The organism is Pseudomonas sp. BNK-15, assembly GCF_047456105.1.
Classification (GTDB): domain Bacteria; phylum Pseudomonadota; class Gammaproteobacteria; order Pseudomonadales; family Pseudomonadaceae; genus Aquipseudomonas; species Aquipseudomonas putida_E.
This window is the reverse complement of the sequence record NZ_CP179898.1, coordinates 5,649,414-5,668,109: the sequence shown is the minus strand read 5'-3', so window position 1 is coordinate 5,668,109 and position 18,696 is coordinate 5,649,414. Positions and strand designations below refer to the sequence as shown.

Below are 18,696 nucleotides of genomic sequence, written 5' to 3'. Positions count from 1 at the left end.
GTGCGCAAAAATTTCTAGCCTCGGGCCAATTCAGCCAGGTGCGCGATCGCCTCTTCACTTTTAAGTACCAGCACATCACCTACCAGCGTATCGAGTACGACTTCAGAGGTATTGCCAATCAAGGCACCTGAGATGCCCGTGCGCGCGACAGTGCCAATGACCGTGACCACTGCATCGAGCTTCTGCTCGGTATGAGGTATCAGCACATCCGCAGGGCCCTCTGCGACATGCAGGCGATCTTCGCTGATATCATATTCGGCCTGGAAAGCACTGCACGCCTCTCGGTAGCGTTTTTCGATGGTCTCACTGAGCTGGTAGACCGGATCGGATGCTGCCAGCATGGGGGAGGGATGCGCACTGATCACGTGCAGTTCACCTTTTGCCAGGCTGGCAATGTCATAGCCATGGTCGATGATGCTGGTATGCAGCCGCCGATGATCTTCGTCATCGTTACCGACATCCACTGCTGCCAAAATCTTGCCTCCTGTCCAGGGCCGCTCGCTCTTGACCATCAACACGGCGCAAGGGCACTGGCGCAGAAGTTTCCAGTCACTTGGCGTCAGCAATGCCTTGCGCAGGGGGTTGTCCGGCCGGTGTTCCTTGATCACCAGGTCACAGCCTTCAGCCTGCTGAACGGCGATGATCGACTCGTGCAGGGTCTCGTTCCAGTTCTGTTCATGAGAGACGTTATCGTAGCCATCGTCGTGTAGCTGACTGCCAAGCAGGCTGAGTAGTGCACTGTGATCCTGTTTTTTGTCGCACATGAGCAGGTGCAGGCGCGCACCGGTTACGCCGGCTATAAGCTTGGCACGGGTCAACGCACGGCTATGGGCATGATCGGGATCGAGTACCACTAGAATGCTACGGACAGCTTGCATGGGCATGAACTCCCCTCAAAAGATGGTGGCCTATGCCTGACTATAGTAGGCGAGCCTTGCGTCGCCGCTTGATGTACATCAAGCATAGCCACTGGCGCTCATGATTGGCGCCGGTATAATCGCCCGTCCTGCCTGCTGTGTGTGGTTGTACGTTATGTCCCTGATCCCCGAAATCGATGCCTTCCTAGGTTGCAAGACTCCAGACGCCTGGATCGAAGCGGCCATCGCCGACCAGGAAACCTTGCTGATCGACCACAAGAACTGTGAGTTCAAAGCTGCCAGCACTGCGCTGAGCCTGATCGCCAAGTACAACACCCACCTGGACCTGATCAACATGATGTCGCGCCTGGCCCGAGAGGAACTGGTACATCATGAGCAGGTTTTGCGCTTGATGAAGCGCCGTGGTGTGCCTTTGCGGCCAGTGTCGGCAGGGCGCTACGCCTCTGGCTTGCGTCGCCTGGTACGTGCCCATGAGCCAGTCAAGCTGGTGGATACGCTAGTGGTAGGGGCATTTATCGAAGCACGCAGCTGCGAACGCTTTGCAGCATTGGTCCCGCACCTTGATGAAGAGCTCGGCACTTTCTATCACGGCTTGCTGAAAAGCGAAGCGCGTCACTACCAAGGCTACCTGAAACTCGCCCATCAGTATGGTGATGAAGCAGATATAGCCCAGCGGGTTCAGCAGGTGCGCGATGCGGAAGCAGAATTGATCCTGTCTGCTGACCAGGAATTGCGTTTCCACAGTGGTATTCCGATGGCGCAGGCCGCCTGATTTGAAGCAGCCGGCACTACGCCTGGGGAACGGTCTAGTGGCGGCGGCATAGCAGCAGGCCAATTACCAGGCCAAACCCGGCAGAAACCGCAACGGTCTGCCATGGGTGGCCGCCGATATAGTCCTGGGTTGCGTCTACTACCGGTTGTGCCTTGGCGCGCACCTGCCCGGCCGCCTCTCGAGCCTGGCGAAGTTTCTGGCTGACCTGCGCGCGCAGCGTGTCGGCTTCTTCACCTACCAGAGAGGCGCTGTCGTTGAGCAGCTTCTCCGACTCTTCTATCAATGCCTGCAACTCACTGAACACCTGATCCTTGATCTGCTCGCTGTTAGCTGCAATGGCTGATTTTCGGGCCATGAACATGTCCTCGTCGATAGGGGGTAAGCAATGGATGCCGGTGCGCCGGGAAAGTTGCGCCAGCTTAGCGATGAAGCAGCACTACGGTGTAAGATAGCGGCCATTTCAACTGGCAGGTACTTTCATGAGTTTCAATCTGGCCAACAGGAGCTTCGAGGAACGGGCACAGATCGAGGCAGAAAAGGCGCGGCTGTTCGAACTGTGGCAGAACAACCTGGGCAAGGCGAAGGGCGACGCAGCTCGGCTGATTTCGGAAAAGCCGCGCCGCAAGGGCAAATGGGCCGAATGGGTACGTGCCGAACTGGACGGCATGTCGCCGCCTGAATACGCCAGCATGGTACGCAGCGAGGTCAACAAGATGATGGCCGCCGCCAGCACCAACCGTTGATGATCCGCAGCCTGTCACCAATACAGGTTGCCCCCTTTGGGCAGGTCCAGCTTGCCCTCATCGGTGAAGCGCACGGTGCCCAGGGGGCCGCCAGCCAGTTTCCCGCGCAGTACATAAGGCATCCCTTGTAGCGAGTCGAGCCTGCTCAGACCATAGGCCTGGCGCAGGAATGCAAAAGCCGTGACGCTCACCGGTACCACCACCACCGCTTCACTGTAACGGCCAATATGCCCCTGCTGGTCGCTAACCCCAGAGGCCAGGGCCTGGCCATTGACCTCCAGATTCAGCGCGATGCCGTTGTAGTCGACTGGGGCCTCGTTAGGATTTTGTACACGCATCTTTACCGCCATGCGCATCTCCAGTTCTTGCCCCGCCAGTGGTTCGATGCCGATCACGCTGATGTTCAGCGGGTCGCGCGCCTGCAACAAAGCGCAGGCGTTTAACACGCCAGCCAGCAGCAAGACCAGCGATAGTCGGGCGTAGCGTTGCAAAGCGGCAGTCATGCAAATGGACCTTGCCAATGGAAACTGGCCTTAAGTGTGGCAAATGTAAGTCAGTGTTGAAAGCAGCGGTTCTACTTCTGAGGATGCCGCAATCTCACCCTCGAGCATCGAAGGCCCATGCCTGGCATAGTCTTCAAGGCGAGCAGGGCTGCCTGAGGTTCATACTGAAACATCACGAATCGCATTCACCCTTTTTCTGCGAACGCCTCGCGCCTTACGCTATCAAACGCATGAGGCGCACCTTTTCGTACACGAGGTGGAGTATGAATCTTACATTGCCAGCCCTGGCCGTCGGCTTGTTGCTGGGCTTGTCTGCACAGGCGGCGCCCGTGCAGCCCTTGCTGCTCGCTGCCAGTAACAACAACCCCTACAACAGCCCGATCCAGCGCGCCAACCCCAACAGCCGCCAAGGCAGCCAACCTGTCACACCACCCGTGCGCGGCCCTTCTACCCAGCCCATCCAGCGCACACCTTCCCTGGACAACCGCGGCATCGGTAATGGTGAAAATCTGCGCCGCCAGCAGCAGACGCCGAATCTGGAACCCACCCGCCCACCGCGTGACACCCGGCGCGCGCCCTGAGTACCACTGAAAGGAATCCTGCATGATCAAAGCTACCTGGCTGACCACGCTTACCGCTGCCACACTGCTGCCACTGCTCGCGCACGCCGCCGCCGAGGAGCACTTCCCCAGCGAGGAGGGGCAGGTAACCGTCAGCACCGTGGCCGACGGCTTGCGCAACCCTTGGGCGCTCGCGTTCCTGCCAGGCGGCAAGGATATGCTGGTGACTGAACGCTCCGGTAACCTGCGTGTGGTCAATGCCGAAGGCAAGGTCGGGCCCCCCATAAGCGGGGTGCCCAAGGTCTGGGCAGAGGGCCAGGGCGGTCTGCTCGATGTGGTGTTGTCACCCGAGTTTGCCCAGGACCGTACCGTATACCTGTCGTATGCCGAAGAGGGCAGTGATGGCAAGGCCGGCACTGCCGTTGGTCGTGGCCAACTGTCCGAAGATCGCGCACGCTTGGAGAACTTCGACGTGATCTTCCGTCAGCAACCGAAGCTTTCGGTGGGCAATCACTTCGGCTCGCGCTTGGTGTTCGATCGCCACGGCTACCTGTTCATTGCGCTGGGCGAGAACAACCAGCGCCCCACGGCGCAGGACCTGGACAAGCTGCAGGGCAAAATCGTGCGCATCCTGCCCGATGGTGAAGTGCCCAAAGACAACCCCTTCGTCGGGAAAAAAGCAGTTCGCGCCGAGATCTGGTCATTCGGCCACCGTAATCAGCAGGGGGCGGCCCTCAATCCTTGGACCGGTAAGCTCTGGACCCACGAACATGGCCCCCGCGGCGGTGACGAGATCAATATCCCGCAGGCGGGGAAGAACTACGGTTGGCCGATCGCCACCCACGGCATCAACTACTCGCTGATGCCGATCCCTGAGGCCAAGGGCGAACATGTCGACGGTATGGTCGACCCGCATCATGTTTGGGAAAAGTCCCCAGGCATCAGTGGCATGGCTTTTTATGACAGCTCCACGTTCAAGGCCTGGGACCACAATCTGTTCATCGGTGCGCTGGCTACCCAAGAGCTGATTCGCCTGCAGCTAGAGGGCGACAAGATCGTCCATGAGGAGCGCTTGCTAGGGGATTTGAAGGCGCGAATCCGCGATGTGCGGGTTGGGCCGGATGGATACCTGTATGTGCTCATCGATGAAAAGGACGGGTCGCTGCTCAAAGTGGGTCTGAGCGAGGGCTGAAAGCTATTCCGGGCTTTACCGGCCCTATCGCTGGCAAGCTGCCTCGCTAATTGCAAGCGCGGTGATGCATGAGTGGGCGCAGGCTTGCCGACGATGGGGCCCTTCAACATAATGCTGCATGGCATTTGACCCCAAAACGCTCTATCAGCAGGCCCTTGCCGATCAAGGCTACGTCCCCGACCCGCAGCAAGCGCAGGCCGTCAATGCCTTGCAAGCCTGTTTCGAAGCCCTCGAGCGGGGCAGTCCCGCCCAGGGGCTTTACCTGTGGGGGCCGGTCGGCCGCGGCAAGACCTGGCTCATGGACCTGTTCCACCGCGGCCTGAGCATTGCCGCCCGGCGTCAGCACTTTCACCATTTCATGGCATGGGTCCATCAGCGGCTGTTCCAGCTCAACGGCACCGCGGATCCGTTGCAGGCTCTTGCCCGAGAGCTGGCAGGGCAAATCCGCGTGCTGTGCTTCGACGAACTTTTTGTCAGCGACATCGCAGATGCAATCATTCTCGGCCGCCTGTTCCAGGTGTTGTTCGATCATGGCGTGGTGGTGGTTGCCACCTCCAACCAGCCGCCGCATCTGCTGTACCAGGACGGTTTCAACCGCGATCGTTTTCTGCCGGCCATCACCGCCATCGAACGGCACATGCAGGTCCTGGCGGTGGCAGGCGAGCAAGACCATCGTCTTCACCCTGGGGCCGCACACCAGCGCTACTGGGTGGCTGAAGCTGGTAAGGCAAAGGCGCTCGAGGCGGTTTTCAAGCAGCTCAGCCCCGACGATCCGGGCAGTGCGCAGCCGTTCGCAGTGGGTTCACGGCAAATCCAAGTGATCCGGCGTAGCAGCCAAGCGATCTGGTGTCGCTTCGCCGACCTGTGCGAGCAACCACTGGCGGCGATGGAGTTCATGGCGCTGTGCGATCAGTTCTCGGCAATCCTGGTCGAAGGCATTCCAGCCCTGAGCGGCGAGCAGCGGGCCGGGCGTATTGCCCGTGGTACCGAAGATGGAGCCGCGCGGGTAGAGGCGGGGGATCGGCAACTGCCAGCGCTGGCTGCCAAGGATGACGCCGTCCGCCGCTTCATTGCCCTGGTCGACGAATGTTACGACCGTAGGGTGGCGCTGTACCTTGAGGCGCAGGTTCCGCTCGAAGCGCTCTACACTCAAGGGTATCTGGCGTTCCCGTACCAAAGGACCCTGAGCCGGCTACGGGAGATGCAACTGCAACGCTTCGCCTGAAGGAGCCGAACCATGGAGCCGCTGTCGCATCATCTGCTGACCCAGGCCTACAACAATGGCTGGGCCAATCACCGCCTGTACAAGGCCTGCCTGCAACTGACCCAGGACGAGTTCGTCGCGCCTCGGTGCAGCTTCTTCCCATCGATCAAGGCCACCCTCAACCATTTGCTGACGGTGGACTGGTTCTACCTGCACATGCTCGAGTGCGAGCAGCGTGGCGAGGCGCCTGAGCCCGACGGCGAACGCTTCTTCGAGCCGGAGCAACCTTTTGCCACATGCACCGACCTGCACGCCGAACAGGCCCAGGCTGACCACCGGCTGATCGCCTACTGCAGTGTGCTGAGCGACGACCAGCTATCGCGCTACGTGAGTATCGTAAGGCCCGACCGTGTGCAGCGTGAACAGCGGTTGCGCTTGCTTGCCCACCTGTTCGAGCACCAGATCCATCACCGTGGGCAGGTCCATGCCATGCTCAGCGATACAGCGGTGCGACCGCCCCAGCTGGATGAGTTCTTCTGTGAGGAAGAGGCCGGTTTGCGGGCGCATGATTTTGCCGAGCTTGGCTGGAGCGAGGATCGCGTCTGGAGGTGATGCCGTGCTGTTGTGGATGGCTATTCAGTTGGGGGCCTTGCGCCGAGGCTGCCGTGCCTTGCTGCCCATGGCCTTGGCGCCGTTAGCTGCAGGCTTGCCTTTGCCCCCGCTCCTGCGCTTTTTCTTCCACGGCGCCGCCTTGCCCACCGCTGGCCCGTTTATTGTCATGCGCATGCCGCTGCAGCGCTCGACCAGCTTGCCCATCCATGCCGACTGCCGCGCCACGAAGTCCTCCAGGCTCATTTCACCACTTTGCACCATGTCCAGCGCCTGCTCCCAGATTGCCGTGGTACCTGGGTCGGCGATGGCGCGTGGCACTGCGTCGATCAGGCTGAAAGCCGCTGGGGTGGCGGCCAGTGCCTTGCCGTTCTTGACCAGGTAGCCGCGGTCGAGCAGGCCCTGGATGATGCTGGCACGGGTCGCCTCGGTGCCGATGCCGGTGGTTTCCTTGAGCTTCTGTTTCAGCCGCGGGTCGTCCACCAGTTTGGCGACGTTCTTCATGGCCTTGATCAGGTCGCCTTCGGTGAAGGGTTTGGGCGGTTGGGTCCACAGGTCTTTCAACTGCAGGCCCTGCACCGAGCAGTCCTGGCCCTCACGCAACGTTGGCAGGACTTGCGCCGGCGGCGCTTCGCGGCCTTTGGCCGGGGCCAACGCTTCTGGTAATGCGCGACGCCAGCCCGGCTCCGCGATCTGCTTGCCCACGGCGCGCAGTGCATGGCCTGCACAGTCGAACTCGGCTTGGGTTCGATCGTACTCGTGGTTGGGTAGGAACTGGGCCAGGTAACGGGCGCGGATCAGGGTATAGACCGCCTTGTGCTTGGCCGGCAAGCGTGACGGGTCGCTGGCGGCCGCAGTAGGGATGATGCCGTGGTGCGCGGTGACCTTGGAATCGTTCCAGGCCCGCGAGCGGCGGTGCGGCTCAAGGTGCGCTTGCAGCGGCGCCAGGCTGCTATCGGCGCGCTGTAATGCAGTGAGGATTGCCGGCGCTTCGCTGTGTTGGCTGACCGGCAGGTAACCGCAGTCGCTTCGTGGGTAAGTGATCAGCTTGTGGGTTTCGTACAGGGCCTGGGCAATGTCGAGGGTTTCCTGGGCGCCAAGGCCGAACTTCTTTGAGCACAATTCCTGCAGGGTGCCGAGGTCGAAGGGCAGGGGTGCTGCCTCGCGTACGCGTTCGGTGGCCACCTTGAGCACCCGTGCGGTGCGGGCGTTGCCGATATCTGTTGCGGCCTGTTGGGCCAGCGCCTGGTTAAGGCAGCGCCCATGGTCGTCGCAGGTATCTTGCGGTGCTCGCCATTGGGCGTTGAAGCCAATGTTGGCATGCTCGAGTTGCACGTCGATGGCCCAGAACGGTAGCGGTACGAAATCAGCGATGCTACGGTCGCGGTCCACCACCAGGCGCAGGGTGGGTGTTTGTACCCGGCCAACGGGTAGCACACCCTGATAGCCGGACTGGCGGCCCAACAGGGTGAAAAGCCGGCTCATGTTCATGCCGATGAGCCAGTCGGCGCGTGAGCGGCCCAGCGCCGAGTGATAGAGGTTGAAGGTATCCTGCCCCGGCAGCAGGCGTGCCAGGGCCTTGCGAATCGAGGCATCGTCCAGAGCGGACAACCACAGGCGCTGAATGGGCCCACGGTAGCGACAATGTTCGACTAGCTCGCGGGCGATCATTTCGCCTTCGCGGTCGGCATCGGTGGCGATTACCAGTTCGCGTGCTTCGCCGAGCAGGCGCTTGACGGCCTTGAACTGGCTGGCAGTCTTGGGCTTGACCAGCATCTTCCACTTTTCCGGAATGATCGGCAGGTCGGCGAGGTTCCAGCGCTTGTAGCGTTCGTCGTAGCTGTCGGGCGGAGCGGTTTCCAACAGGTGGCCGATGCACCAGGTGACGCAGACGTCGGTGCCTTGCCAGCAGCCGTCGCCCCTGCGGTTGGCGCCAAGGATCTTGGCGATGTCTTTTGCCTGGGAGGGTTTTTCGCAGAGGAACAGGCGCATGGCCGGGACGCTTTATCGAGGGTGATAGGCAGTAGGATGCGCAAGCGGGGGCGCGGTGGCAAGTTTTATCTGGATGGATGTACAGGTTTGTTATTGCATGGTTTACCCAAACAACGCAGTTGCCGTAGGAGCGGCCTTGCGTCGCGAAAGGGCTGCGAAGCAGCCCCGACGTTACAGACGGCGCTGCAATAAGCCCGGGGCCGCTGTGCGGCCCTTTCGCGACACAAGGCCGCTCCTGCACGGGTTTAGCGCAAGTTTGAAGCTTCAGGCGATCTCGCGGGAGTCGCGCACCATGTCCACATGCGGGATGCCGGCTTCGAGGAATTCCTCGCTGACCACGCGAAAGCCCAGCCGCTCATAGAACGGCGTGGCATGCACCTGAGCACTCAGCATCTGCTGCTTGAGGTCGCGGTTCTGTGCCTCAAGGATTACCGCATTGACCAGCGCGTCGCCAACCTTCAGCCCGCGCCAGTCCTTGAGCACCGAGATGCGCCCGATGGTGCCGTCCGCCAGCAGGCGGGCCGTGCCAATAGGGTAATCACCTTCCAGCGCCAGGAAGTGCAGCGCGTCCTGGTCTTCCGAGTCGAACTCCAGCTCCGGCGGAATGTGCTGTTCGGCGACGAACACCGCTTCACGGATACGACGGATATCGGCGTTGTCTTTCTGCCAGTCGGCGAGGCGCACACGAATCTTATTCATTGGCGAATCCCAAGCTTCCTTGTTTGATCAATTGCTGTACCAGCATAAGGCCATCTTCATCCTCCAGCCACTGTGCAAGGTTGTCGATGTGTAACGCGTCGGCGGCACAAACCAGCTTCAGCAGCTCGCGCAGTTTGGCTGGCAACGGGCAACTGCGGCCGCTGGCGAACAGCATCAGGTCGTCGCCAAGCTCCGACCAGGCCATGCGTGCGCTTGGGTTGCGGATCAGGATGGCGCCATCTTCGAGCGCTTCGATCAGCTCCTGCTCGTCCAGTTCTTCACCGACGACCTGCTCGGGGTAGCGCGGCTCGGTCATGAACTGGCCGAACCAGGTCAGCAGCAGGTCCTTGTCGTTCATGTGCTTGTCGAGCAGGCCCTTGAGGCGGTCGAGGGCGTCGTGCTGGATCTGGTGTGGGTCGCTGGCAGGCTCGGCGTCGGCGTCGCTGTAGCGCTCCTCGTCCGGCAGGAACTGGCCGAGGAAGTCGGTGAAGTGGGTCAGCACTTCGGCGGCACTTGGGGCGCGGAAGCCGACCGAGTAGGTCAGGCAGTCGTCCACGGCTACGCCGTAGTGGGCCAGGCGCGGTGGCAGGTAGAGCATGTCGCCTGGCTCCAGGGTCCATTCGCCGCTCTGTTCGAATTCGGCGAGGATGCGCAGGTCGGCATGGTCCAGCAGCGGGCTGTCGCTGTTGCACATCTGGCCGATCTTCCAGTTGCGCTGGCCGTGGCCTTGCAGCAGGAACACGTCGTAATTGTCGAAGTGCGGGCCTACGCTGCCACCGGGGGTGGCGAAGCTGATCATCACGTCATCGATGCGCCAGCTTGGCAGGAAGCGGAAGTGCTCCAGCAGTTCGGCCACTTCCGGTACGAACTGGTCGACGGCCTGAACCAGCAGGGTCCAGTCCTTTTCAGGCAGGTCGGCGAAGGTGTCTTCGTTGAACGGGCCGCGGCGCAGCTCCCACGGGTGGGCGCCGTGCTCGAGCACGATGCGCGACTCGACTTCCTCTTCCAGGGCCAGGCCGGCCAGCTCGTCGGGGTCGATCGGGCTTTCGAAGTCCGGGAATGCCTGGCGCACCAGCAGCGGCTTCTTCTGCCAGTAGTCGCGCATGAATTCGCGGGCCGAGATGCCGCCGAGCAACTGCAGTGGAGTATCAGGATTCATGTTCAACCTATTGAAAAAACGTAATTTTCGTCCGGGAATAAAAACGCCCGGCCAGGCCGGGCGTTGAAGGCGACGCTCAGCTTAGATGCGTTTGGCCTGCGCTGCGGCGTTACCGATGTAGCTGGCAGGGGTCAATTGCTTGAGCTCGGCCTTGGCTTCGGCTGGCATGTCCAGGCCGTCGATGAAGGTCAGCAGCGCTTCTGGGGTGATGCCCTTGCCACGGGTCAGCTCTTTGAGCTTCTCGTAGGGGTTCTCGATGTTGAAGCGGCGCATCACGGTCTGGATTGGCTCGGCGAGGACTTCCCAGCAGGCGTCCAGGTCGGCGGCGATACGCGCGGCGTTGACTTCCAGCTTGCCGATGCCTTTCAGGCTGGCTTCATAGGCGATGACGCTGTGGGCGAAGCCCACACCCAGGTTGCGCAGCACGGTGGAGTCGGTCAGGTCACGCTGCCAGCGCGAGATCGGCAGCTTGCTGGCCAGGTGCTGGAACAGGGCGTTGGCGATACCCAGGTTGCCTTCGGAGTTCTCGAAGTCGATCGGGTTGACCTTGTGCGGCATGGTCGACGAGCCAATTTCGCCAGCGACGGTCTTCTGCTTGAAGTAGCCCAGCGAGATGTAGCCCCAGACGTCGCGGTCGAAGTCGATGAGGATGGTGTTGAAGCGGGCGATGGCGTCGAACAGCTCGGCGATGTAGTCGTGCGGTTCGATCTGGGTGGTGTACGGGTTGAACACCAGGCCCAGTTCGTCTTCGATGAAGGCGCGGGCGTTTTCTTCCCAGTCGATCTGCGAGTAGGCCGACAGGTGGGCGTTGTAGTTGCCCACGGCGCCGTTGATCTTGCCCAGCAGCGGCACGGCGGCCACTTGAGCGATCTGGCGCTCCAGGCGGTAGACGACGTTGGCCAGCTCTTTGCCCAGGGTGGTCGGCGAAGCCGGCTGGCCGTGGGTGCGCGACAGCATCGGCACGTCGGCGTGGGCATGGGCCAGGGCACGAATGGCTTCGGCGATCTGACGCATCAGCGGCAGCAGCACGTCGTCGCGGCCAGCACGCAGCATCAGCGCGTGGGACAGGTTGTTGATGTCCTCACTGGTGCAGGCGAAGTGGATGAATTCGCTGACCTTTGCCAGCTCAGGCAGTTGCGCAGCCTGCTCCTTGAGGAGGTATTCGATCGCCTTGACGTCATGGTTGGTGGTGCGCTCGATTTCCTTGACGCGTTCAGCGTGCTCGAGCTTGAAGTCGGTGGCCAGGCCGTCCAGCAGGGCGTTGGCTTCAGCGGAGAACGCCGGCACTTCGCCAATTTGCGGGTGAGCGGCCAGGCGCTGCAGCCAGCGCACTTCGACCAGGGCGCGGAAACGGATCAGGCCGAATTCGCTGAAAATGGGGCGCAAGGCCTGGGTTTTGCCGGCATAACGGCCGTCTACAGGGGAAACCGCAGTGAGCGAAGAAAGCTGCATGGGGTGTTCTCGGACAGTCAGGCTTTTGGAAGGGCGCATATGATACATGAAAAATGCCTGTAGGAGCGGCCTTGCGTCGCGAAAGGGCTGCGCAGCGGCCCCCAAATCGCCGCCCCAGCATAGATTGCCGGGGCTGCTGCGCAGCCCTTTCGCGACGCAAGGCCGCTCCTACCGAGGGTTCAGCGCCGCCTTCAGGAAGGTGTGCGCATCATATCGTACAGTTCGTTGAGCAACTTGCGCCGGCTGAACACCAGCTGCCAGCGATGCCCGCCCAGCTGGCGCCACAGGCGTGCGGCGCGGATGCCTGCCAGCAGCAGGGCGCGGATCTTCGACGCGTTGCTGGCCTGCTGCAGGAAACGCATGTCGCCATGCACCTGAATGCGCTGGCGCAGTGTGCTCAAGGTGTCCTGATACAAGGCGCCGCTGGAGGCGATGACGTTTTCGTGAACCAGGCCGAAATGGTCGGCCTGTGACTGGATTTGCGGCAGGCGGTTGCCGATGGTGTCGAGCAGGTCGCCACGCTTGTTCAGCTGGCGTTCCAGCCCGAGCATCGACAGCGCATAACGCAGCGGTTCGCGCTGTAGGCTGCTGGGGTCGCGTTCCAGGGCGCCGACCAGGGCGCGGTAACCGTCGCGCAGGTTGAGGTCGTCGCCACCGAATACCTCCAGGGTGTCCTTGGGGTCGCGCACCAGCAGGCTGCCCAGCATGCAGCCGATATCGGCCTCGCTGGCCTGGCCGGTGCGGGCGATGCGGTCGACCAGCACGGCGGCCTGAAACACCCCACCCAGGGCAATCAATTGCTCCTGCAGTTTGTTCATGCGCGCGGGCTCCACGGCTCGGCCGTCTCGATCACGCCGCCGCCCAGGCACACCTCGCCGTCGTAGAACACTACCGACTGGCCAGGGGTAACGGCGCGCTGCGGCTCGTCGAACACAGCGCGGTAGCCGCTTTCGGTCAGCTCCAGGGTGCAGCGCTGGTCGCTCTGACGGTAGCGCACCTTGGCAGTGAGCGTACGCGGGCTGCTGAGGTCGATCGGGTTGACCCAGAAGATCTCCGAGGCGAGCAGGGCGCGGGAGAACAACCAAGGGTGTTCGTTGCCCTGGCCGACCACCAGCACATTGCGGGTCAGGTCTTTGTGCAGCACGTACCACGGCTCGTCGCCGGCGTCTTTCAAGCCCCCGATGCCCAAGCCCTGGCGCTGGCCGATGGTGTGGTACATCAGGCCGTGGTGGCGGCCGATGACTTCGCCTTCGGTGGTCTGTATCTCACCTGGCTGGGCCGGCAGGTACTGCTTGAGGAAGTCGCTGAAGCGGCGCTCACCGATGAAGCAGATACCGGTGGAGTCCTTTTTCTTGGCAGTGGCCAGACCGTGCTTTTCGGCGATGGCGCGAACCTCGGGCTTTTCCAGTTCGCCGACCGGGAACAGGGTGCGGGCGATTTCCTTGCCGCCGACGGCATGCAGGAAGTAGCTCTGGTCCTTGTTCGGGTCCAGGCCCTTGAGCAGTTCGGTGATCGCGCCGGTGTCGCGGCGGCGCACGTAATGGCCAGTGGCGATCAGGTCTGCACCCAGCGACAGCGCGTAGTCGAGGAACGCCTTGAACTTGATTTCGCGGTTGCAGAGGATGTCCGGGTTGGGTGTACGGCCGGCCTTGTACTCTTCGAGGAAGTGCTCGAAAACGTTGTCCCAGTATTCGGCAGCGAAGTTGGCGGTGTGCAGTTTGATGCCGATGCGGTCGCACACGGCCTGGGCGTCTGCCAAGTCTTCACGGGCAGTGCAGTATTCGGTGCCGTCGTCCTCTTCCCAGTTCTTCATGAACAGACCTTCCACCTGGTAGCCCTGCTCCATGAGCAGAAGGGCGGAGACGGAAGAGTCCACGCCGCCGGACATGCCGACGATGACGCGGGTCTTGGCGGGGTCTTTGAGTGCTGGGCTGGTCATGGCTACCGATGTGTATCAAGGGGGAAAAGCGCCGAGTCTACCAAACCCGAGGCTGCGCGTCAGTCGCGCAGCAAATCAAGGCTATGCAGCGGGCCTGCAAGGTAGTCATCCAGGCAGCGTGGTACCAGCTCGCTGCGCCAGCGGTCGGGGGCAGCCAACAGTTCCTCGCGGGTGAGCCAGACGGCACGGACGATGTCGCTGTCCAGCGCAAGGTCGGCGTGGTGGTGCACGGGGCGTGCGGCAAAGCAGATGCGCTGGTAGGTCACGCCGTTGCTGGGTGCGGTGTACAGGTAGATGCCGACCACGCCGGTAAGCTCGACTTCCCAGGCGGTTTCCTCCAGGGTTTCGCGCAGGGCGGCCTGGGGCAGTGTTTCGTTTGGCTCCAGGTGGCCGGCGGGCTGGTTGAACACGTGCTGGCCGGCTTTGAACTCTTCGACGAAGAGAAATTTGCCTGCGTGCTCGACGATGGTGGCGACGGTGATGTGGGGTTGCCAGGACATGGGCATTTCCTATGGTTGGCGCGGGCCGCTCCTACACAGCTGGCGCGTCTGTGCTTCAGAAAGCACAAACCCCGGTGCGTGGCCGGGGTTTGTGCTGTTACCTCAAGCGAGCCTTACAGGGCGGCAATGGCGCTGTTCAGGGTCTGGCTTGGGCGCATCACCTTGGCGGTCAGCTCGGCATCCGGAGCGTAGTAGCCACCGATGTCGGCCGGCTTGCCCTGCACGGCGTTGAGCTCGGCGACGATGGTCGCTTCGTTCTCGGCCAGGGTTTTTGCCAGTGGTGCGAAGCGCGCCTGCAGGGCGGCGTCGTCAGTCTGGGCGGCCAGCGCTTCTGCCCAGTACAGGGTCAGGTAGAAGTGGCTGCCACGGTTGTCGATACCACCGACTTTGCGCGAAGGCGACTTGTTGGTGTCGAGGAACTTGCCGGTGGCCTGGTCCAGGGTGTTGGCCAGGACCTTGGCGCGCGGGTTGTCGTAGGTGTTGCCCAGGTGCTCCAGGGAAGCGGCCAGGGCCAGGAATTCACCCAGCGAGTCCCAACGCAGGAAGTTTTCTTCAACCAACTGCTGCACGTGCTTGGGTGCCGAACCGCCAGCGCCGGTTTCGAACAGGCCGCCGCCGTTCATCAGCGGCACGATCGACAGCATCTTGGCGCTGGTGCCCAGCTCCATGATCGGGAACAGGTCGGTCAGGTAGTCGCGCAGCACGTTGCCGGTCACCGAGATGGTGTCCTTGCCTTCGCGGATGCGGGCGAGCGAGAACTTGATGGCGTCGACCGGCGCCAGAACGCGGATGTCCAAGCCTGCAGTGTCGTGATCCTTCAGGTACTTCTGCACCTTCTCGATCATCACGCCGTCGTGGGCGCGGGCTGGGTCCAGCCAGAACACCGCCGGGGTGTCGCTCAGGCGGGCGCGGTTGACGGCCAGCTTGACCCAGTCCTGGATCGGCGCGTCTTTGGTCTGGCACATGCGGAAGATGTCACCGGCTTCGACGTTCTGCTCCAGAACGACCTTGCCCTTGCCATCGACCACGCGCACGACGCCGTCAGCCTTGACCTGGAAGGTCTTGTCGTGGGAGCCGTACTCTTCGGCCTTCTGTGCCATCAGGCCGACGTTCGGTACGCTGCCCATGGTGGTCGGGTCGAACGCGCCGTTGGCCTTGCAGTCTTCGATGGTGGCCTGGTAGATGCCGGCGTAGCAGCGGTCCGGGATGATCGCCTTGGCATCCTGCAGCTCGCCAGCGGTGTTCCACATCTTGCCCGAGTCACGGATCATGGCCGGCATCGAGGCGTCGACGATCACGTCGCTCGGCACGTGCAGGTTGGTGATGCCTTTGTCGGAGTTGACCATGGCCAGGGCCGGGCGCTCGGCGTACAGGGCCTGGATGTCGGCTTCGATCTCGGCCTGCTTGTCGGCTGGCAGATCCTTGATGCGGGCATACAGGTCACCGATGCCGTTGTTGGCATTGAAGCCCACTTCGGCCAGCGCGGCAGCGTGCTTGGCCAGCACTTCGCCGTAGAAGGCTTCGACGATGACGCCGAACATGATCGGGTCCGAAACCTTCATCATGGTGGCTTTCAGGTGCACCGACAGCAGCACGCCAGAGGCCTTGGCATCGGCGATCTGCTCGGCGATGAAGGCTTTCAGTGCCTTGCGGCTCATGGTTGCGCAGTCGATGATTTCGGCGGCTTTGACGGCGGTCTTTTCTTTCAGCACGGTGGTGCTGCCGTCTTTGGCGACCAGCTCGATGCGCAGGCTGTCGTCAGCCTCGATCAGTGCGGCCTTTTCGCTGCCGTAGAAGTCGCCTTGGGTCATGTGGGCAACGTGCGACTTGGAGTCGGCGGCCCAGGCACCCATCTTGTGCGGGTGCTTGCGCGCGTAGTTCTTGACCGACAGGGGTGCGCGGCGATCGGAGTTGCCTTCGCGCAGTACCGGGTTCACGGCGCTGCCCTTGATGCGGTCGTAGCGCGCGCGGGATTCTTTTTCTTCCGCGGTGGCCGGCTCGTCGGCGTAGTCCGGGATATTGAAGCCCTTGCCTTGCAGTTCCTTGATCGCGGCCTTGAGCTGCGGTACCGAGGCGCTGATGTTCGGCAGCTTGATGATGTTGGCTTCGGGTGTGGTAGCCAGTTGGCCCAGTTCCGCCAGGTGATCGCCTACCTGCTTCTCGGTGCCCAGTTGCTCCGGGAATGCCGCGAGGATGCGGCCAGCCAGGGAAATGTCGCGAGTTTCGACGGCGATGTCAGCCGAAGCGGTGAAAGCTTCGACGATCGGCAGCAGCGAGTAGGTGGCGAGGGCGGGGGCTTCGTCGGTGAAGGTATAGATGATCTTGGAACGGGTGGGCATGCGGGTTAACTCTCTATGTGCTGAGCGTACTCGAGTCTCGAGGTGCGCAGGGTAGGCGCTTCGCCCTGGCGACGCCATGAGCGGAAAGTCGAGAGGCTGCGAGCGGTGATGGTGGATGCATCAGTCGAGCGTCAAGTGCTGAACTGCGGTAACAGCCCAGGCTTTTTGGCCAGTTACTGGCCGAGGGCGAGCCGCATTTTCCTGGGATTCGCCCCGATGACCCTTCGGTCGCGGCGCAGTATATCAAACCAATCGGGCTATTCAGCAAGGCGAAGTGACATCGGCGCCATTTATAAGACCAAAGACGTAGCGGCAATGTGGCGTGATGTCGCAGCGCTTGCAGGTCGGCAGATGTGGTTTAGGCTCAGTGGGATCGCATGATGTCCAATCACACCCGAAAGCGGAGTAGTGCAAGCATGGGATACCAGAAAATCAAGGTTCCGACCGACGGCGCCAAGATCACCGTCAATGCAGACCATTCGCTCAACGTGCCCGACAACCCCATCATTCCCTATATCGAAGGCGACGGCATTGGCGTCGATGTCTCACCGGTGATGATCAAGGTGGTGGACGCTGCCGTGCAGAAGGCCTACGGCGGCAAGCGCAAGATCGCCTGGATGGAGGTGTACGCCGGGGAAAAGGCTACCCAGGTCTATGACCAGGACACCTGGCTGCCGCAGGAGACCCTGGACGCGGTGCGCGACTATGTCGTATCGATCAAGGGGCCGCTGACCACTCCGGTCGGCGGGGGCATCCGTTCGTTGAATGTGGCGCTGCGCCAGCAACTTGACCTCTATGTGTGCCTGCGGCCGGTGCTGTGGTTCGAGGGCGTGCCTAGCCCGGTCAAGAAGCCCGGCGATGTCGACATGGTGATTTTCCGCGAGAATTCCGAGGACATCTACGCCGGTATCGAATGGAAAGCCGGCTCGCCCGAAGCGAACAAGGTCATCAAGTTCCTCAAGGAGGAAATGGGCGTCACCAAGATCCGTTTCGACCAGGACTGCGGCATCGGCGTCAAGCCGGTTTCCCGCGAGGGCACCAAGCGCCTGGTGCGCAAGGCCCTGCAATACGTGGTGGACAACGACCGTGAGTCGCTGACCCTGGTGCACAAGGGCAACATCATGAAGTTCACCGAAGGTGCCTTCAAGGACTGGGGTTACGAGGTGGCCAAGGATGAGTTTGGCGCCGAGCTGCTCGATGGTGGCCCTTGGATGAAGCTCAAGAACCCCAAGACCGGCCGCGAGGTCATCGTCAAGGACGCCATTGCCGACGCCATGCTTCAGCAGATCCTGCTGCGCCCGGCCGAGTATGACGTGATTGCCACCCTCAACCTCAACGGCGACTACCTGTCCGATGCACTGGCGGCGGAAGTGGGTGGGATCGGTATCGCGCCAGGCGCCAACCTGTCCGACACCGTGGCCATGTTCGAGGCCACCCACGGCACTGCGCCCAAGTATGCCGGCCAGGACAAGGTCAACCCGGGCTCGGTGATCCTCTCTGCAGAGATGATGCTGCGCCACATGGGCTGGACCGAGGCGGCCGACCTGATCATCAAAGGCACCAATGGCGCGATCGGGGCCAAGACGGTTACCTACGACTTCGAGCGGCTGATGGAAGGCGCGAAGCTGGTGGGTAGTTCAGGCTTCGGCGACGAAATGATCAAGCATATGTGAAACAATTGAAAACCGGCCGCCCCTGTTAAGTGGGGCGGCCGGTTTTTCGTATGCCGACGCAAAGCAGGGATCAGGCTTCAGCGGTCGATGATTGCGAGGCTCCTGTTGAGGTGCTGGCAACAGCGTTGGCGATCTCGGTCGCATGCAGGCCCTTGGGGCCCTGCACGATCTCGAAAGTCACGGCTTGTCCGGCCTTCAGGGTTTTGTAACCGTCCATCTTGATCGCCGAATAATGGGCGAACAGATCGTCGGTTTTGCCGTCTTCATTGATGAATCCGTAGCCCTTGGCATTGTTGAACCACTTGACTTTACCGCTTGCCATCCCTATGTCCCTCTGCAAAGGACTCCATCACTGGAGTATCATCCACTTCATCCGCATACGAACCTTGCGAAAAATCTGGTTGACTGCGCGGATCTTTATCGACCACGGTGGGTTCTTATTGGTTGTAACACCGTTTTGCCGATAGTCAAGGTCGCCCCGT

At 61.8% G+C, this 18,696-nt stretch carries 19 protein-coding genes; 7 read left to right on the top strand and 12 right to left on the bottom strand.

From position 1 onward, the window contains the following. Positions 1–14 precede the first annotated feature (14 nt). Positions 15–878: a universal stress protein gene (locus ACMGF5_RS26185; protein ID WP_046788281.1), complete on the bottom strand. Its 864-nt coding sequence runs from the start codon at positions 876–878 to the stop codon at positions 15–17. A 154-nt stretch (positions 879–1,032) separates the two neighbouring features. Between ACMGF5_RS26185 and ACMGF5_RS26180 the strand changes: the two genes are divergently transcribed. Continuing rightward, positions 1,033–1,650: a tRNA-(ms[2]io[6]A)-hydroxylase gene (locus ACMGF5_RS26180; RefSeq protein ID WP_119687457.1), complete on the top strand. Its 618-nt coding sequence runs from the start codon at positions 1,033–1,035 to the stop codon at positions 1,648–1,650. Between the two features lie 34 nt (positions 1,651–1,684). Here ACMGF5_RS26180 and ACMGF5_RS26175 read toward each other — a convergent pair whose 3' ends face one another. Continuing rightward, on the bottom strand, positions 1,685–2,005 hold the full coding sequence (locus ACMGF5_RS26175; protein ID WP_119689071.1) for a DUF883 family protein: 321 nt from the start codon (positions 2,003–2,005) through the stop codon (positions 1,685–1,687). A gap of 124 nt (positions 2,006–2,129) precedes the next feature. On the opposite strand from ACMGF5_RS26175, the gene ACMGF5_RS26170 reads away from it, so the two are divergent. Beyond that, entirely contained in the window at positions 2,130–2,393 is a 264-nt protein-coding gene (locus tag ACMGF5_RS26170) for a hypothetical protein (RefSeq protein ID WP_012315267.1), read from the top strand. A gap of 14 nt (positions 2,394–2,407) precedes the next feature. On the opposite strand, the gene ACMGF5_RS26165 is transcribed toward ACMGF5_RS26170, so the two are convergent. Further along, positions 2,408–2,896 (bottom strand): LEA type 2 family protein, encoded by a 489-nt coding sequence (locus ACMGF5_RS26165; RefSeq protein ID WP_046788278.1) that lies wholly within the window; start codon positions 2,894–2,896, stop codon positions 2,408–2,410. 263 nt (positions 2,897–3,159) lie between these two features. On the opposite strand from ACMGF5_RS26165, the gene ACMGF5_RS26160 reads away from it, so the two are divergent. From ACMGF5_RS26160 to ACMGF5_RS26145, 4 genes are all read left to right on the top strand, one after another. Continuing rightward, complete coding sequence (locus ACMGF5_RS26160) at positions 3,160–3,477, top strand: hypothetical protein (RefSeq protein WP_046788277.1); 318 nt, start codon at positions 3,160–3,162, stop codon at positions 3,475–3,477. 22 nt (positions 3,478–3,499) lie between these two features. Further along, positions 3,500–4,648: a PQQ-dependent sugar dehydrogenase gene (locus ACMGF5_RS26155; RefSeq protein WP_115274328.1), complete on the top strand. Its 1,149-nt coding sequence runs from the start codon at positions 3,500–3,502 to the stop codon at positions 4,646–4,648. Between the two features lie 118 nt (positions 4,649–4,766). Beyond that, positions 4,767–5,873 carry a cell division protein ZapE gene (gene zapE / locus ACMGF5_RS26150; protein WP_204918431.1) on the top strand — a complete coding sequence of 369 codons (1,107 nt, stop codon included), beginning with the start codon at positions 4,767–4,769 and terminating at the stop codon, positions 5,871–5,873. 12 nt (positions 5,874–5,885) lie between these two features. Continuing rightward, positions 5,886–6,464, top strand: a complete 579-nt coding sequence (locus ACMGF5_RS26145) for a DinB family protein (RefSeq protein WP_115274330.1) — start codon at positions 5,886–5,888, stop codon at positions 6,462–6,464. A gap of 24 nt (positions 6,465–6,488) precedes the next feature. Here ACMGF5_RS26145 and ACMGF5_RS26140 read toward each other — a convergent pair whose 3' ends face one another. From ACMGF5_RS26140 to ACMGF5_RS26105, 8 genes are all read right to left on the bottom strand, one after another. Then, a complete protein-coding gene (locus ACMGF5_RS26140) occupies positions 6,489–8,453 on the bottom strand; it encodes a DNA topoisomerase III (RefSeq protein ID WP_115274331.1) in 1,965 nt (654 codons plus the stop codon). A gap of 264 nt (positions 8,454–8,717) precedes the next feature. After that, entirely contained in the window at positions 8,718–9,152 is a 435-nt protein-coding gene (locus tag ACMGF5_RS26135; protein WP_012315260.1) for a GNAT family N-acetyltransferase, read from the bottom strand. Further along, entirely contained in the window at positions 9,145–10,311 is a 1,167-nt protein-coding gene (locus ACMGF5_RS26130) for a cupin domain-containing protein (protein ID WP_039604938.1), read from the bottom strand. The genes ACMGF5_RS26135 and ACMGF5_RS26130 overlap by 8 nt, the downstream gene beginning before the upstream one ends. Positions 10,312–10,392: 81 nt before the next feature. Beyond that, positions 10,393–11,763, bottom strand: coding sequence for an adenylosuccinate lyase (gene purB / locus ACMGF5_RS26125; RefSeq protein ID WP_046788271.1), 1,371 nt, complete (start codon positions 11,761–11,763; stop codon positions 10,393–10,395). Between the two features lie 191 nt (positions 11,764–11,954). Then, positions 11,955–12,581 (bottom strand): high frequency lysogenization protein HflD, encoded by a 627-nt coding sequence (gene hflD, locus ACMGF5_RS26120; RefSeq protein WP_012315257.1) that lies wholly within the window; start codon positions 12,579–12,581, stop codon positions 11,955–11,957. After that, positions 12,578–13,702 (bottom strand): tRNA 2-thiouridine(34) synthase MnmA, encoded by a 1,125-nt coding sequence (mnmA, locus tag ACMGF5_RS26115; RefSeq protein ID WP_046788269.1) that lies wholly within the window; start codon positions 13,700–13,702, stop codon positions 12,578–12,580. Before mnmA ends, hflD begins: the two co-directional genes overlap by 4 nt. A 59-nt stretch (positions 13,703–13,761) precedes the next feature. Then, positions 13,762–14,202 (bottom strand): NUDIX hydrolase, encoded by a 441-nt coding sequence (locus ACMGF5_RS26110; RefSeq protein WP_046788268.1) that lies wholly within the window; start codon positions 14,200–14,202, stop codon positions 13,762–13,764. Between the two features lie 113 nt (positions 14,203–14,315). Next, on the bottom strand, positions 14,316–16,541 hold the full coding sequence (locus ACMGF5_RS26105; protein WP_115274333.1) for an NADP-dependent isocitrate dehydrogenase: 2,226 nt from the start codon (positions 16,539–16,541) through the stop codon (positions 14,316–14,318). Positions 16,542–16,957: 416 nt separating this feature from the next. Here ACMGF5_RS26105 and icd point away from each other — a divergent pair, with 416 nt between their 5' ends. Beyond that, positions 16,958–18,214: an NADP-dependent isocitrate dehydrogenase gene (icd, locus tag ACMGF5_RS26100; RefSeq protein ID WP_414157478.1), complete on the top strand. Its 1,257-nt coding sequence runs from the start codon at positions 16,958–16,960 to the stop codon at positions 18,212–18,214. A gap of 70 nt (positions 18,215–18,284) precedes the next feature. Here icd and cspD read toward each other — a convergent pair whose 3' ends face one another. Continuing rightward, the gene (gene cspD / locus ACMGF5_RS26095) at positions 18,285–18,536 is read right to left on the bottom strand and encodes a cold shock domain-containing protein CspD (protein ID WP_046788266.1); all 252 of its coding nucleotides are present in this window, start codon (positions 18,534–18,536) and stop codon (positions 18,285–18,287) included. Between the last annotated feature and the right edge of the window lie 160 nt (positions 18,537–18,696).

What these genes read in the sequence shown, in the direction of transcription:
- purB (WP_046788271.1), bottom strand. Translation starts at nt 11,763, where the DNA reads ATGCAGCTTTCTTCGCTCACTGCGGTTTCCCCTGTAGACGGCCGTTAT.
- ACMGF5_RS26110 (WP_046788268.1), bottom strand. Translation starts at nt 14,202, where the DNA reads ATGTCCTGGCAACCCCACATCACCGTCGCCACCATCGTCGAGCACGCA.
- ACMGF5_RS26145 (WP_115274330.1), top strand. Translation starts at nt 5,886, where the DNA reads ATGGAGCCGCTGTCGCATCATCTGCTGACCCAGGCCTACAACAATGGC.
- ACMGF5_RS26140 (WP_115274331.1), bottom strand. Translation starts at nt 8,453, where the DNA reads ATGCGCCTGTTCCTCTGCGAAAAACCCTCCCAGGCAAAAGACATCGCC.
- ACMGF5_RS26165 (WP_046788278.1), bottom strand. Translation starts at nt 2,896, where the DNA reads ATGACTGCCGCTTTGCAACGCTACGCCCGACTATCGCTGGTCTTGCTG.
- cspD (WP_046788266.1), bottom strand. Translation starts at nt 18,536, where the DNA reads ATGGCAAGCGGTAAAGTCAAGTGGTTCAACAATGCCAAGGGCTACGGA.
- zapE (WP_204918431.1), top strand. Translation starts at nt 4,767, where the DNA reads ATGGCATTTGACCCCAAAACGCTCTATCAGCAGGCCCTTGCCGATCAA.
- ACMGF5_RS26105 (WP_115274333.1), bottom strand. Translation starts at nt 16,541, where the DNA reads ATGCCCACCCGTTCCAAGATCATCTATACCTTCACCGACGAAGCCCCC.
- ACMGF5_RS26185 (WP_046788281.1), bottom strand. Translation starts at nt 878, where the DNA reads ATGCAAGCTGTCCGTAGCATTCTAGTGGTACTCGATCCCGATCATGCC.
- ACMGF5_RS26170 (WP_012315267.1), top strand. Translation starts at nt 2,130, where the DNA reads ATGAGTTTCAATCTGGCCAACAGGAGCTTCGAGGAACGGGCACAGATC.
- ACMGF5_RS26160 (WP_046788277.1), top strand. Translation starts at nt 3,160, where the DNA reads ATGAATCTTACATTGCCAGCCCTGGCCGTCGGCTTGTTGCTGGGCTTG.
- ACMGF5_RS26180 (WP_119687457.1), top strand. Translation starts at nt 1,033, where the DNA reads ATGTCCCTGATCCCCGAAATCGATGCCTTCCTAGGTTGCAAGACTCCA.
- icd (WP_414157478.1), top strand. Translation starts at nt 16,958, where the DNA reads ATGGGATACCAGAAAATCAAGGTTCCGACCGACGGCGCCAAGATCACC.
- hflD (WP_012315257.1), bottom strand. Translation starts at nt 12,581, where the DNA reads ATGAACAAACTGCAGGAGCAATTGATTGCCCTGGGTGGGGTGTTTCAG.
- ACMGF5_RS26175 (WP_119689071.1), bottom strand. Translation starts at nt 2,005, where the DNA reads ATGGCCCGAAAATCAGCCATTGCAGCTAACAGCGAGCAGATCAAGGAT.
- ACMGF5_RS26155 (WP_115274328.1), top strand. Translation starts at nt 3,500, where the DNA reads ATGATCAAAGCTACCTGGCTGACCACGCTTACCGCTGCCACACTGCTG.
- ACMGF5_RS26135 (WP_012315260.1), bottom strand. Translation starts at nt 9,152, where the DNA reads ATGAATAAGATTCGTGTGCGCCTCGCCGACTGGCAGAAAGACAACGCC.
- mnmA (WP_046788269.1), bottom strand. Translation starts at nt 13,702, where the DNA reads ATGACCAGCCCAGCACTCAAAGACCCCGCCAAGACCCGCGTCATCGTC.
- ACMGF5_RS26130 (WP_039604938.1), bottom strand. Translation starts at nt 10,311, where the DNA reads ATGAATCCTGATACTCCACTGCAGTTGCTCGGCGGCATCTCGGCCCGC.